General features: G+C 64.1%; 10 protein-coding genes. 6 read left to right on the top strand and 4 right to left on the bottom strand.

The features are described 5' to 3' along the window. Positions 1–52: 52 nt before the first annotated feature. The 3 genes from AC5QAH_RS18820 to AC5QAH_RS18810 form a co-directional block, all read right to left on the bottom strand. Positions 53–463 (bottom strand): hypothetical protein, encoded by a 411-nt coding sequence (locus tag AC5QAH_RS18820; RefSeq protein ID WP_019338055.1) that lies wholly within the window; start codon positions 461–463, stop codon positions 53–55. Positions 464–965: 502 nt separating this feature from the next. Beyond that, positions 966–1,688 (bottom strand): fimbrial biogenesis chaperone, encoded by a 723-nt coding sequence (locus tag AC5QAH_RS18815; protein WP_010481965.1) that lies wholly within the window; start codon positions 1,686–1,688, stop codon positions 966–968. Positions 1,689–1,746: 58 nt separating this feature from the next. Further along, a complete protein-coding gene (locus AC5QAH_RS18810; protein WP_197578250.1) occupies positions 1,747–2,265 on the bottom strand; it encodes a fimbrial protein in 519 nt (172 codons plus the stop codon). Between the two features lie 413 nt (positions 2,266–2,678). Between AC5QAH_RS18810 and AC5QAH_RS18805 the strand changes: the two genes are divergently transcribed. The 6 genes from AC5QAH_RS18805 to AC5QAH_RS18780 all read left to right on the top strand — a co-directional run bounded on the left by AC5QAH_RS18805 (position 2,679) and on the right by AC5QAH_RS18780 (position 12,089). Next, a complete protein-coding gene (locus AC5QAH_RS18805) occupies positions 2,679–5,219 on the top strand; it encodes a fimbria/pilus outer membrane usher protein (protein ID WP_495232497.1) in 2,541 nt (846 codons plus the stop codon). A gap of 32 nt (positions 5,220–5,251) precedes the next feature. Continuing rightward, positions 5,252–5,761 (top strand): fimbrial protein, encoded by a 510-nt coding sequence (locus AC5QAH_RS18800; protein ID WP_495232496.1) that lies wholly within the window; start codon positions 5,252–5,254, stop codon positions 5,759–5,761. Positions 5,762–5,792: 31 nt separating this feature from the next. After that, positions 5,793–6,773: a fimbrial protein gene (locus AC5QAH_RS18795; RefSeq protein WP_237707029.1), complete on the top strand. Its 981-nt coding sequence runs from the start codon at positions 5,793–5,795 to the stop codon at positions 6,771–6,773. Positions 6,774–6,901: 128 nt separating this feature from the next. Further along, the gene (locus AC5QAH_RS18790; RefSeq protein WP_237707030.1) at positions 6,902–7,963 is read left to right on the top strand and encodes a fimbrial protein; all 1,062 of its coding nucleotides are present in this window, start codon (positions 6,902–6,904) and stop codon (positions 7,961–7,963) included. A gap of 143 nt (positions 7,964–8,106) precedes the next feature. After that, positions 8,107–8,775 (top strand): hypothetical protein, encoded by a 669-nt coding sequence (locus AC5QAH_RS18785; RefSeq protein ID WP_495232495.1) that lies wholly within the window; start codon positions 8,107–8,109, stop codon positions 8,773–8,775. Positions 8,776–9,173: 398 nt separating this feature from the next. Next, positions 9,174–12,089 (top strand): autotransporter family protein, encoded by a 2,916-nt coding sequence (locus AC5QAH_RS18780; RefSeq protein ID WP_262102806.1) that lies wholly within the window; start codon positions 9,174–9,176, stop codon positions 12,087–12,089. 223 nt (positions 12,090–12,312) lie between these two features. On the opposite strand, the gene AC5QAH_RS18775 is transcribed toward AC5QAH_RS18780, so the two are convergent. After that, on the bottom strand, positions 12,313–14,703 hold the full coding sequence (locus AC5QAH_RS18775; RefSeq protein WP_495232494.1) for an autotransporter family protein: 2,391 nt from the start codon (positions 14,701–14,703) through the stop codon (positions 12,313–12,315). Between the last annotated feature and the right edge of the window lie 121 nt (positions 14,704–14,824).

The raw sequence follows: 14,824 nt of genomic DNA, 5'->3' as shown, positions 1-14,824 counted from the left end.
CTTCGGTCAGGCTCCAGGCAAGCCGGGCATGGGCTCGGCTCTACAGAAGCCGCTAAGCTGCGTGCAGCTGCACATCCACATACTCGGCCAACCCCCGGCACGCCAGCAGCAACCCCTCGCGCGCGTTATCGTCCACCTGCTGGCTGATATCGCCATCCACGCGTACGCGCTCGGTGGCGTGCAGCAGTTCAAGTAGAAATGTCAGCCCGGCATTGGCGCGGTCAATACGCGCCAGTGCCAGCCGCTGCCCCGGCGTGCGGCCTTTGCCCGGCCACGGCTGCCCATCGGCGGCGTCGCCCTGGCGGATGTGCTGCAGGCAGTGCAGCAGCGTAATGGTGCCGGGCGCTTCGCCTTCCTGCAGTGCGGCGAAGGTGCTTTCCAGCGTGCGTGCCAGATCGTCAGGCAGGCGCGTGGCGGCCTCGCCCAAGGTGGCAGACAGATGGGGATAGTGTGACGTGGTCATGGCGGCGTCCTTGTGTGCGAAGCAAGGGGCCACCCCGCTTAACAGCGAGGGTGGCGGACGGTGCGTGGTTGCAATACCGGTGGTAACTACGCGAAACGCCGGCGGGCACGAGGCCCCCACACACCGTCCGCCATGTAAGCGCGGACAGAATGTCTGCCGACGCCGCCCGATGGATGAGCGACGCCGACAGACAAGCGTAAACAACGTAGTTACCAAACGGGATTGCAAGCCCGTGCCACCCGTTGTCGGTGGCATCTACATCTTGCGCACGTAGGTGTCGCTGTACCAATGAGAAAAGTTTCAAATTCAAGTTTGTTGCAATCTGCATGTGCGCGGAAGATCGTCATGCAGAGTGAGGCGAATGCGTCAGCATTCGCGCAGCGTCCTTGTAGAGCCGGGCCATGCTCGGCTTACCGCGCGAAGCGCGGCGCTTTTCGCGATCTGACCGGACAGCAGCCGAGCATGGCTCGCTCTACACAGAGCAGGTTGCGCTACGCGGCGCTTACCGCTCGATACGTGCCTCGGCCTCGCGCGGCGTACCGTAGTCATCCAGCCAGGTGAAGTTGGCCGTGGCCGGCATCGCTGCACCGGCCGGCAGCGGCAGACGTACCTGTGCACCCGGTGCCACCATGTCCACGTCCACCGTGCGCCCGTCGGCCAGCGTCAGCGAGCTGAGGGTTACGTGGTAGGGCGTTGGGTTGCTCACCTGCAGCGCGTTGCCCTCGGCGCGCCATTGCAGCTGCGCTGCCGCATCGCGCGCGTTGCCGGGCAGGCCGGCAGGTCGATGGAACAACTTCACGCGCGTGCGCACCGCGAACTGCAGCAGGTTCTTGCCGCTGGCATCGCTGGGCTTGGGCGGAATGTCCAGCAGATTGAAATAGAACACCGATTCGCGATCAGTCGGCAGCGGTGCTTCCGACGGACGCGGCGCGTAGGTGATGCGATAGGCCTGGCCCTGGTGCGCCTGCAGCAGGCGCGGTTCGGCCGGGGTCAGCCGGAACGGCGTGCGCACGTTCTCAGGACGTGCATGGCTGTCGCCATCGTCAATCCAGACCTGCACCATCGCCGCCTGCTCACCGGTATTGGTGGCCTTTACGGTCACGTCGCGGCCCTTGGCTGCGTCATGCACGATACGCGTGCCCTGCAGCGTTACCGCTGCCGATGCCGGCAGCGCCAATGCGCCAGCCAGCAGCGCGGTCATCCACGTCATTGCACGGAACTTCATTGCAGATACCTCGGTTGAGTGCGTGCCAGCCCGTCCCTGGGCCGGCGTGCAGAAGGGATTACTTGTAGAGCACGACGAAGTCGCCGGACGCATTGGCAACACCGGCGGTAGCGTTCTGCCCCGGCGAGGCGTACCACGCGCTGTAATCCAGCTGGCCCTTGCCAGCGGCCGGAATGGTCACCCACTGCAGCGGGTCCTCGCCCAGCTTCTGGTGATTGCCGGCCACGTCGTACAGGGCGACGCCCACGTTGGAGGCCGCGTTCGGGTCGGGGTTCAGCGCCAGGTTGCCGGTGCTGCCGTCCGGGGTGCCGCCGAAGCGCACGCCCACATCCTGCGTCGCGCCGGAGCCGGTGCAGTCCAGCTGGATACTGAAGTTCTTCATGCCAGCGCGCTCGGACGCATTGACCGAAGCCACATCAACCTTGCCCATCGGCACCGTGATGGTGCCGCCCACAGCATCCACCGCGCAGGTGCTGGTCATCAGTTCGCCGGTGATCTCCAGCTTTTCAGCGAAGGCGGCGGGGGAAGCAGCCAGTGCGAGCGCACCGGCAACAATCATGTTCAACGTGTTCGACATACGGATGTCCTTTGAAGGGGGATCAGTGAATCCGCATTGGGCGTGCCCAGCGGATGCACCCAGTGTTCCCGAGCATGCCCGTCGGGAACATGCAATTAGTTGCAAGGTGCTTGTGCAGCCTGCGGGTTCGTGCTTGCGGTAAAGCGCGCAGTCAGGAAACGACATTCGACCCTGCGACCGTCGATTGAAAGCGGGAGGTGCGTGATCTGCAACGCATTCGATTGACCATCGTCGCATCGTGAAAACAACGCTGAATCGCCATAAAACGGCGCATTCACGGAAAGCCGCGTCTTTTCGTTCCGTGTTGTCGCTTTGCAACAAATTGCATGGGAAGGCGGCGGGGGGCTGTCTACGCTTCGGCCCACTTCGACTACGAGCGATGTCGGCTTTGGCCTCATCGAGTGACGTTTGCTATGCAAAAGCGCGCTTTCCCTTGCCGCAATCATTGCCGCCTGATCAGCCGTCCGCTGGGCGTGGCCATTGCCGTTGCAATGGCCATGGCAGTGGCCAGCCACGCCCATGCCGGCGACGGTGAGCCGCTGCAGTTCAGCGCAGGGTTCCTGATTGGCGGCAAGGCCATCGACATGCAGCGCTATGCGCAGGGCAATCCGATGGAGCCAGGTGACTATCCGCTGGACGTGGTGGTGAACGGGCAGTTCCTGGAGAACCGCGACATCCGCTTTGTCGAGGCACCGGCGCCGGTGGGTGCCACGCCCTGCCTGCCGATGGCGCTGCTGGGCCGCTTGAATCTGAAGGACAGCTACCTGGCCGATCTGCAGGAAGATGCAGAGGGCTGCATTGCATTGCCTGCGCTGGTGGAAGGCGCCACCGTGGAATTCGATGCAGGCAACCTGAAGTTGCTTGTGAACGTGCCGCAGGCCGCACAGGCGCGCAATGCACGCGGCTACGTGGCACCGGACCAGCGCGACCATGGCGTTACCGCTGCGTTCTTCGACTACAACGTCAACCACAACCGTGCCCAAGGCCAGGATGCGACCTATCTGGGCTTGAACACGGGCCTGAACCTGGGGGCCTGGCGCCTGCGCCACCGTTCGTCCTTCAGCCAGAGCAGCCATGGCACCCGCCACGATGTGATCAGCAGTTACCTGCAACGCGATCTTCCGGCCTGGAACAGCCAGCTGTTGCTGGGGCAGGGCAATACCGGGGGCGAGTTGTTTGAATCGCTGTCGTTCACCGGCGCGCGCGTGGCCAGCGATGAACGCATGCTGCCCGATTCCCTGCGCGGGTTCGCGCCGGTGGTGCAGGGCATTGCCGAGGGCAATGCGCTGGTGACCATCCGTCAGAACGGCAACATCATTCACGAGGTGAGCGTTGCCCCGGGGCCGTTCTCCATCGAGGACCTGTACCCGACCAACTTCGGCGGTGATCTGGAGGTCACCGTTACCGAAGCCGATGGCCGCACCCAGCGATTCACCGTGAACTTCTCCGCGGTACCGCAGGCGCTGCGCCCGGGCGCCAGCCGCTTCAGTGCCACCGCCGGTGAGCTGCGCGACGCGCGCGGCGAGCGCGAAACGCTGCGGTTCGCCGAAGGCACCTACGCGCGTGGCATCAGCAATCATTTCACTGCGCTGGGCGGTGTGCAGATCGCCGAGGATTTCCAGGCGGCGCTGTTCGGTGGCGCCGTCAACACGCCCATTGGTGCATTCGGTGCCGACGTGACCCACTCGCGTGCGCGTATGGGTAACGGTGAACAGGTTACCGGCAACAGCTTCCGGCTGAACTACCAGCGCTACGTGGCCGCCACCGGCACCAACTTCGGCCTGGCTGCGCACCGCTACAGCACGCGCGGCTACATGACCCTGAACGACTTCGCGCTGTCGCGCAGTGACGATTGGGGCCACGCTGGCCGCGCGCGCCAGCGCTTCCAGGTGAATTTCTCGCAGCGCCTGGGCGAGCGCAGCAGCCTTTCGCTCAGTGGCGGCCATGTGCGCTACTGGGGCGATTCTCCGCAGCAGAACGACCTGCAGCTGCGCTTCCAGAGCAGCATCGGCCGCGCCACCTACAGCCTGTCTGCCATGCGCTACCGCCTGGGTGACGGCCGCCAGGATACGCGCTACACCGCCAGCCTCAGCATTCCGCTGGGCACCGCGCCGCGCGCCCCGCGCCTGAGCACGCAGCTGGCCCATTCTGCCCGTGGCGAACAGGGCCAGCTGGGCCTGAGCGGCACGCTGGGCGAATCGCAGCAGCTCAGCTACAGCGTGGGTGCCAGCGACGGCAGCGGCGGCCAGCGCAGCACCAGTGCATATGCCACCTATCGTGGTGGCCACGGCACAGTGACGGCCGGCTACAGCCGCTCGGGCGACTACAGCGCCGTCAATGCCAGCGCGGCGGGCAGCGTGGTGCTGCACCGGGATGGCATCAACTTCGGCGCCCCCCTGGGTGATGGCTTTGCGCTGGTGCAGGCCGACGGCGCGCAAGGTGCACGCATCGGCTATGGCGATGATGTCCGCATCGGCCGCAACGGCTACGCGCTGCTGCCGCATGTCAGCCCCTACCGCTGGAACCAGATCGAACTGGATCCGTCGGGCCTGCCGATGGACGTGGAGCTGCTGCAGACCTCGCAGCGGGTGGCACCCACGGCGGGCAGCATTGTGCGCGTGGCGTTCAATGCCAAGCGCGAACGCACGCTGTTCATCGATGCCACCGATGCGCTGGGCCAACCGTTGCCGTTTGCCGCGCGCATCGAGGACGACAGCGGCCGTGCCTACGGCGCCGTTGGCCAGGGCGGCGTAATCCAGCTGCGCGGCGCACCGGAACAGGGCGAGCTGATTGTCGACCCTGAAGGCCCCAACCGTTGCCGCCTGCGGTACACCACACCCGACGCGCCCGATGCCTATGGGCTGTCGTGGAGCCAGGCAGTGTGCACGCCGCTGCCGAAGCCAAGCCCCGGCCTGCAGGCCGCGCTGGATGCAGCAAGCGAATCAACCCCCTGATCCCGACTTCTTCTTTCACCTTGGAGTACCCCATGAACCTGATCAACCGACTCACCCTGTCCACCGTGCTGCTGGCCGCTGCGCCGCTGGCCCGGGCCGACAGCGCCACCCTGACCATCACCGGGCGCGTTCTGCCCGGCACCTGCACGCTCACCGCTGCGCCGATCGCCTTGGACGAGGTCAAAGCCAGCGACTTGACCCCTGGGCAGGACAGCCAGATCAAGGCCGGCGCGCTGGAGTTCACCGGTTGCGTGGGCGTCAGCAAGGCGGTGCTGTCGTTCTCCGGTACGCCGGCCGACGGTGATGCCGATCGCTGGAAGAACACGGCTGCCACCGATGCCGCCGACGGTGTGTCGATCTCGCTGCTGTCCGGCACGACCGGCAGCAACTATCTGAAAGACGGCGACACGGGCATTGACGTGCCGGTGACCGGTGCCACCGCGCGCTATGACCTGCGGGCGGCGTATCACGCACCGACCGGTGCTTCGCTGAGTGCCGGTGAAGTTTCCACTGAGATCGTGGTTACTGCTGACTACGAGTGAGGCGGCGGGTCAACGCCCAGGGAGCATGACAATGAACGTTGCATTCAAACGAGAGCCAATGGCAAAGAACACGCGATTGCGTGCAGCGGCACTGGTGATTGGCCTCTCACTGCTGACGGTGTCCGCGATGGTCCAGGCGTGCACAGGTTTCAGCAACACTCCAAGGCATCGGGAATACACCCATGACACCTATCCGGAGCAGCGTGGCCGATGGTTCAGAGGGAGCAATGGCCCCACAACATTCAATAACTGCACGGCCGACTTCGATCTGAATCTGCACCTGGACGCGCCAGGGCTGACCTATGTCGGCACCCTCGACTATCTGGGCATGACCTTTCCGGCTTACGAGTTCGGGCCGGAATCTCCCTTGGTGATCTTCACCTTTGAGCAGGTTGTTGGCTGGGAGCGCGTTCCGCTTGAAGTGGGACGCGAACAGACCTATCCCATCCAGGTACAGACGCCGATGAATGCGAACGTCGATTTCCGGCCCGAGTTCTTCTCCAGAGGTGGGCGGATGCGTACGTATACGTTTGACGTGTCCTTGACCTGGACTTCCCCGCAGCACCCGGCAATTGATGGTGCCTACAACAGCTCCTACACCCTGCACTTTCCTGTGGCGACGTGTCCGTTGCAGGACAGCGACGAGACGCTGGACGACGTGCAGACTGCAGAGCTGTCCACTCCTGGTGGGACCGCCAAGGAAAAGCGGGTGGCGATTCGCATGAACTGCGGTGTCGATCCGCCGCGCGCCCGGATGACGTTGAGTGACGCCGGCGATGCGGGCAACACCGGGAGCCAGCTGACGCCCACAGCCGATTCCGATGCTGAAGGCGTGCGCGTGCAGCTGCTGCGCAATGGCACCGAAGTGCAGTTCGGCCAGACCTGGGACTTCGAGCCTGGCGTCGGCGGCGTGCACGATCACGCCTTCACCGCGCGCTACATCCGCACCAGCGAGGCACTGGTGCCTGGTCTGATCAAGGGAGAGGCGGTGCTCAACGTCGACTACTGGTAAGACCGTGTAGCGGCTCGCTTCCGCTGGAGATGTGCGCGAGTGCCTGTGTGCCCGCGATTCTGCAACCAGTTCGATGGCGCTGCATAGCGGTGGCGGCGACGATGGGCCACCGTCGCCGAGGCGCCAACATGAGGCTTGACCCCATTCGTTCCGCATTCTTCTTTCCGCTGCGCGGAACCAATCTGTCCCGCGCAGCCGAATTTGCCAAGGCCGGCAACAAGCACGTGTCGCGCGGCCAACTCCGGCCGAGGTCGGCTGCCCTTGCCGGTGTACTGGTTTTCTCCGGAACGGCAGCGGCGTGCGAGCACTACACCGCGTTTCCAGACGTTGTCCTTGATACCGTCTTTACGAATGCCCCGGAGGACCCGCAGAGGTTCATGATCCAGGAAAGAGGCCGGTCATCACTGAGGCGGTGCTCGTTCCCGGGCGGCCCAATTCCTGTCTTCGTGCGCTTGGACGTTCCGGGACTTACCTACGTGGGTGACCTGCAGTATCAGGGTAGAACCTACGCATCGTATGCCACTTCTGAAGACTCGGCTCTACTGGCGTTCGATGTGTACTGGAATGAGACTGACCGCAAGCCTCTTCGCCTGGGCGAAGAGCTTGAAATGGAGTACGAGACCACCGCTGGAGACGGTGTACAGTACGTGATCTCATACACCGCGCTGGTGTTCTCGCGCGGAGGACGGATGCGCACTTCCAGTATTCGCACAGGTAGTATCTCGCTGCGATCTCCCGCGCATCCTGGTCTGGATTCCAGTGCGCCCTACTACCTGGCACCCAAGTTCCCGGCCGTGACGTGTCCGGTGCGGGATGTCTCGGAAACGCTTCAGGATGTCCAGTGGGCTGAGTTGTCCACGCCGGGCAGCACTGCCAAGGAGAAGCCGGTGGCGGTCCGCCTGAACTGCGGCACGGATGCACCGCGCGCGCAGATAACATTGACCGATGCTGGCGACCCGAAAAATTCGGGGAGCCAGCTGACACCCACGGCCGATTCGAATGCGAAGGGCGTGCGGGTGCAACTGCTGCAAGCGGGAGGCGAAGTGAACTTTGGACGAATCTGGAATTTCGAGCCGGGTGTTGGCGGGACGCATGACATCGCATTCACGGCTCGCTACATCCGCACCGATGAGCCGTTGATGCCGGGTCTTATCAAGGGTGAGGCGGTGCTCAACGTGAGCTATTGGTAAGGCCGTGCAGCGGATCGCGCGTGCACATGATGTGCGCGCGACGATCTCCTGCAGGTGTGGTGCGTTGGTGATTCTGCAACCAGTTTGATGGCGCAGCATGGCGGCCTCGGCGAGGATGGTTCGATCTTTTCCGAGGTGCCAGCATGACTCATGACCGCATTCGTTCCGCACTATTACCTCCGCCGCGCCGCACCAACGCATCCCGCGCATCACGTGCGGCCAACACCGGCAGCAAACGAGTGTTGCGCGCCCCGCTCCAGTTGAAGGCGGTGGTTCTGGCCGGTGCGCTGATGGTCTTCGGTACGGCAGCGGCATGCGAGCAGTACTCGGCGTACCCCGACGTTGTGCTTGATTCTTTCTATGCATCCGCTCCGACACAACCTCGGATGTTCATGGACCAGGAGCGCGGGCGCTCGGCAATGAGGAAGTGCTCATTCCCCGGAGGACCGATTCCGATCTTCGTGCGTCTGGACGTGCCGGGGCTTACCTATGTGGGGGAGCTGCAGTATGAAGGCAGGACGTATGCGTCCTACGCCACCTCTGCCGAATCGGCCCTGTTGGCCTTCGACGTGTACTGGAATGCTCTCGACCGCACGCCGCTGCGTCTGGGTGAGGAGATGGAAATCATGTACGAAACGCGCGCCGGCGATGGCCTGCAATACACCATCAACTACACAGCGCTTGTGTTCTCGCGCGGCGGACGGATGCAGTCCTCCAGCATCCGCACCGGAGTCATTTCGCTGCGCTCGCCGATGTACCCAAGCCTGGACAGCAGTGCCTACTACTATCTTGCACCAACCTTCAGTCCGTGAGGATGGCGCTGATGTGACCTTCCGCGGAACCGTCACAGCTGTCACGCCAGAGACTGGACTTCACGAAAGCTGGGGTACGAGCGCAGTTGCTGTAGCAGGTGCTGAATGATTCCGGTTTCGCAATGTCTTCGCATTCCCGCCATTTTTCTTGAATGAATGTAGCACCGCTCGTTGCAGGGGGCAGGCTGCCGTTGACCTTCACAGGGGCGGGCCACCAGCAGGGGCAACGCGTCAATCTGCGCGATGTTGGTGGAGCGCTGACAGGCTAATTCGGTTGTGTCGCGACAAGTGGTGACGCAAGTGCTGTGGCTATGCCGTATTCCACATTGCAACTAATTGCATGGTGGGTGGGTAACGCGACATCCACCATGCCGGTCTCGACAAATGGAGATCCGGACATGCAAACCGATCAGGTCCACTACTCGGCGTTGGCCTTGGCACTGACGGCTGCACTCGCCGTTGGCATTCCCATCAAGGCACACGCACAGCAGGTCATTGCGGACGGTGACGCGCAAACCCCGGCAGCGGGCGATTACAGTGCAACCGGAGTGGGCAATCATGCGTTCCATGCGCTAAATGGCGGCAGCATCGTGCCGTTGGGTGCGATCAACGTGAGTACGGATGGCGATGGTGCATCCGCGGCCCGTGCCGAAGGCGCTGGTAGTCGTATCGAACTGAACGGTTCGACCTTGGTCACCACCGGCTTCGGTGCCACCACGGCACTGGCGACGACGGGCGGTGAACTGAATCTGACGGCGACCGACGTGATCAACAAGGGCACCGGCATGGGCGTTGTGGCCCATACCGGGAGCCAGGCCACGCTGCAGGACGTGAACATCCGCATGGAGGGGGTGTCGTCAGTGGGTCTCTCCGGCGGCGGTGACATCACGATGACCGGTGGCTCGATCTCGGCAATGGGGCTGGGCAGCCGGGCGGTGTCGGCCACCGGAGCGAACATGAGCCTGACCGGCGTTGAGATTGAGGGTGCGTCCGGCATCTGGCTGGCCGATAACAACCAGCTCGACCTTGCGGGAAGCACCGTGAGGGCCAGCGGCATCGCGCTGGACATCAATGGCCGCGGCAATGCAGTCACTGTGGTGGACTCCAGCTTCCATAGCACCGGCGATGGGACGGGAACCGTCAAGATGTTCTCCGATTCAACCTTGGCGATGGCACGCAGTTCCGTCATCAGCGAGGGTGATCGCGCTGTCGGCATCGATGTGCGAACCGGTACGGTCGATCTGGACAGCGTGGATGTGACCACGTCGGGTGCGGGCAGCCATGGGTTGTATGCCGACTTCACTGGCATCGGAACCGATCCGACCATCAGCGCACGTGCGACCCAGGTCCAGACCTTCGGCGATGGCGCGATCGGCGCCGTGGCACGCAAGGGCGGCACCATCCACCTGGCCGACAGCATCATCCGCACCGAGGGTCGCGAGGCGTACGGTGTGCTGGCCGGTGGCACCGGCGGGATGACGTTGACCGGTACGCATGTCCGCACCGAGGGTGAGGGCGCGTGGGCTGCGGTGATCAATGACAACGGCAGCCTGGGTATCGACGGCAGTTCGCTGGTGAGTGCCCAGCATGGTGGTGTCTGGGTGCGGAGCAGCCGTGACTCGGGTTTGACGTTGTCCAGCAACGCTTACGTATCCGGTGGCAACGGCATCGCAATCGCGCTGGATGCGGCGGTGGCCGGTCGCTTCGATGTGGTCGTCCAGGGTGGTTCGCAGATGATCGGCGACATCGTCATCACCCCCGAAGACGAGGATGCCGGTCTGGTGCCGCAGTCCGATGTACACGTGCGGCTGGCTGACGGCTCGCTGTGGCAGGGGTCTTCCGACTTGGTGCAGACCATGGCGATTGAAAGCGGTAGCCAGTGGACACTGACCGGCGACGCTACGGTGGGCGAGCTGGATGTGCGCAACAGCGGCGTGGCGTTGTCCGACGGCAGTGGCCGCTTCAACACGCTCACCGTGGAGGGCGATCTGCACAGCGAAGGCGCCACGTTCCTGTTCCAGGGCGCCTTGGGCGGTGACGACAGCGCCTTTGATCGCCTGCATGTGCGGGGTGATACCTCAGGAGATGCAAGCATCGCGGTGAAGAACATTGGCGGCGTTGGCGCGCAGACGACCGACGGCATCCAGCTGATCGAGGTGGATGGCGCGTCGCTGGCTACCTATGCCCTGGCTGGGCGCGCGGTGGGTGGCTCCTATGAGTATTTCCTGTTCAAGGGGGGCGTGACTGATCCCACCGATGGCAACTGGTATCTGCGTTCGCAATGGTTTGATGTCTGCAAGGACAATCCGGCCGCGCCGGGCTGTGTGGTGGACCCGGTTGATCCGGTTGACCCCATCGATCCGGTGGACCCCGTGGATCCGGTGGACCCAGTGCCGGTGCTGCGTCCCGAAGCCGGGGCGTACCTGGCCAATCAGTCGGCAGCCATCAACATGTTTTCTCTTCGTCTGAACGACCGTATCGGTGCCGTTTCGCTGGATGAAGGGCGTGCCGCGTGGGCGCGCGTGGGCCGGCAGCAGGCGGACTTCAGCGCGGTCGGTGGTCAGCTGTCGATTGATGGCAACACCTCGGTGCTGCAGATTGGCACTGATCTGGTTCGCCGAGGCAATGCAGCGTTCGGCGTGATGCTGGGCACGGGGCGTGCCGACAGCAGTGCAGTGTCCGATCTGACCGGCTACAGCGCCAAGGGTCGGGTGCGCGGCAGCGCGGTGGGTGTGTACGGCACCTGGTTGCAGGCCGCTGACGGCACGCAGGGTGCGTACATGGATGCAAACCTGCAGCACGGCCGTTTCGATAACCGGGTGCAGGGCATCGGCCTGGAGCCGGAGCACTACGATTCGCGCATGACAAGTGCGTCGCTGGAGGCCGGCTACACCTTCAACGTGTGGCAGGGCATCGCCAGCGCGCTGTATGTGCAGCCGCAGCTGCAGCTGAGCTATGTCGATTTCCGCGCTGATCGCCACGTGGAGAGCAATGGCACGGTGATCGACCACGCCGATGTCGGTGGCCTGAGCGGGCGCCTGGGCGTGCGCGTGTTCGGCCATGGCACTGCAGCCGGCAACACCGTGCAGCCGTACCTGGGTGTTAACTGGCTGCGTGGCAGTGGTACCAGCACGTTGCAGTTCAACGATGACACGCTGGGCGCGGATGTGCCGCGCAATCGTTATGAAGTGCAGGCCGGTGCCGAGTTCAAGCTGGGCCAGCGCTGGGGCGCATGGGGCGGGCTGAGCGTACAGCGCGGTGAGCACGGCTACCGCAACGTGGGTGGCCAGGTGGGCCTGCGCATGGCCTGGTAAGCGGGCGTGACGGGGTCGGAGCCCATTGCTTGGCAATGGGATCCGACCCCAACCGTTTCGGCACGCGGACCTCTGTAGAGCCGAGCCCATGCTCGGCTCACCGCGCGAAGTGCGGGTGCATCGTGATCTGACCGGAGAGCAGCCGAGCGTGGCTCGGCTCTACAGAAAGCGCATCGCGTAATGCGGAACGGCGCCGGATTGTTCCGGCGCCGTTCTCTTTCCATTACCAGCTGTACGCCACAGACAGGTTGGCGTTGGCCTCGCGATACCCACTGTCACCGCGCATCACGCCCAAGCCACCCCAGGCACTCAGGCTCGAACGGAAGTCCACGCGTGCACCGGCATTCAACTCGTAGCGGTTGCGCGGTACGCTGGCCTTCAACGCTTCATCGTCAAAGGCCACGCCGTTGCTGGCGCCATCGCGGTACCAGTTTGCTACCAGGTACGGGCTGACCGAGGCGCCGGCAGCGCTGTGGCCTTCACCCTGCAGGCGCAGGCCAACACGGCCAGACAGACCACTGTCGCCCAGGCTGCGCACCACGGTGCCGTTGCCTTCTTCGTGGCGATCGGTATTGGCGTCGGTGTAGACCAGCTGCAGCTCCGGCTGCAGGCTCAGCGCGGTGCTGCCGATTGCGCCAACACCGATGCGGTAACCGGCTTCCAGCGACGACTGCCACAGATCCGAGTCGTAACGCTCTTCGGCCAGGCCTTCGCCCTGTACACGGTTGCGGAACTGGCCGCGCTGCACGCTGGCATCCACGTACATCGCATCGTTGGCCCAGTTGCCGTACACACCCAGCGCGCCACCTTCCACCTTGCCGCGTGCACTGAAACCGGTCACGTCCGAACGCGAGGTGGCGCTGCTGCGTGCGGCGGTGCCCATCAGGCCGACGCGGCCACGGCCGTCATCGAACACGCCGATGTCCGCACCCAGCTGCAGGCGCGAGCGGTCCACGCGCAGGTCGAGCTGGTCATCTACTGCACCCAGCTTGCTCTGGGTGGCGTCAACACGGGCCCAACCACGGATGCCCTCCGCCGCAGCGGCGCCGCCCTGGCGGTCGCGGTAGCTGTGGCGCAGCATCTGGTCCAGCGCGAACTGGTTGGCCAGATACGCGCCGGTTTCCGGGCGTAGCACCGGGATCGGGTTGATCGGGTCAATGGGGTCAACCGGATCAATGATCGGCTTGCACTGCGCCAGCGACGGGTCAGCCAGGCACGGGTCCGGCGTGGTTGCCAGCTCCGAGCGCAGGTACCAGTTGCCGTTGGCATCCTTCACCAGGAAGTACTCGTACTGACCGCCCACAGCTCGGCCGACCAGATCGAACTGCGCGTTGGAGGTGCCGCCGATATCGATCAGCTCGATGCCGCGATCGGTCTTGGCACCGGCACCGCCGGCATTGAGCACGCGCACATTGGCCTGGCCATTGGCATCGCCAGCGATGACCAGCTTATCGGTCAGCGAAGTGTCGTCACCCAGCTGGGTATTGAACAGCAGCGTGCCGCCGTTGCCAGTGAACTCGTCCAGGCTGAGCGTGTTGAAGCTGCTGCCATTGCCCAGCGCCACGGTACCGCCCGCGCCCAGGGTGAGATGGCCCACGCTGCTGTCGCCGGTCATCAGCCAGGTGGCATCGCTGTCGATGCTGGCGGTGGTGACGTTGATGAAGCGGCCGTCGATCTGGGCTTTGTTGCGCAGGATCACGTCCAGCGTGCCATTGGTGACCGTTGTCGGGTCGAAGGTCACGTTGCCGGCCAGCCGGGAATCATCAACGGTGAAGTTGACGTCGGTACGCCCGCGCAGGGGGCCGAACTCACTCCTGATCAATAGCAGGTTGCCGTCTGCTCCCAGCAATTTGGCGTCGTTGCGGATTGTGATGTTGTAGTCGTTGTCTTCCAACGGCATGACCTGGATGGCCGCACCGCGCTGGGACACCAGCGTGGAATCGTCAACGTTGAGCGTCACCGCACCCGCCGGATTGAGCTCGGCCCACAGCATCGCGCCCACGTTGGCGCCGGTCACATGGGAGCCGTTGAGGATGTCCATCGTGCCGAACTGCAGGCGAACGCCCAGGCCGCTGTTGTAGGCGGCGGCCGTGCCAGGATTGTCCTCTACGCGGACCTGCATGGCATCAAGTACAGCAAGCGGGTTGCGGTTTCCTGAGCCGCTGGGCAGGCTGCGCAGGTCGACACCCACCGCGAGACTCTGGGGCGCCAGATCGGCAGCGGCCACGATGATGGAGCCGCCCGTCATTCGAGCTACAGCGTCACCATTCAGTGCAATGCCACCACCGCGAAAATGAGTGCCGACCGTCGTCAACGTGGCGTTGCCCGCGAGCGTCACTGCACCAGACCTGCTTATCGACGTCACGGTGCCGCCCTGGAGTGTGATGGTCGACGTATCCTCGGCGGAGATCCCGTTCATCGCCGCCTCGTGGCCGACCAGCGTGGAGCCATTCTTCAGTGTCCAGGATTCCACCGGATCACCTGCGACGACCTCGGCGGACTGGCCATCGAGATCGCCCGCCAATGCGGCGCTGGTGGAGAGCGTGGAAAGCGCCAGCAGCAGGCTGCGGGCCAACGGGCACAGCGACAGGGGACGGGCAGGATGAAGGTGCATGGTCTTGTCCTTTGCAGAGAGAAGCGAGCGGGACACTGCATGACAACCGGAAACCCCTGTTCAGCGGGGTGACGTATAAGCCTGCAACTCGTGAAGAAAGTGTGAGGTGGGCGGTTGTTTG

It is taken from the genome of Stenotrophomonas sp. YJH_SMC_43 (assembly GCF_059372535.1).
Note: the sequence above shows the minus strand (reverse complement) of the source record. Positions and strands in the feature narration are given on the sequence as shown.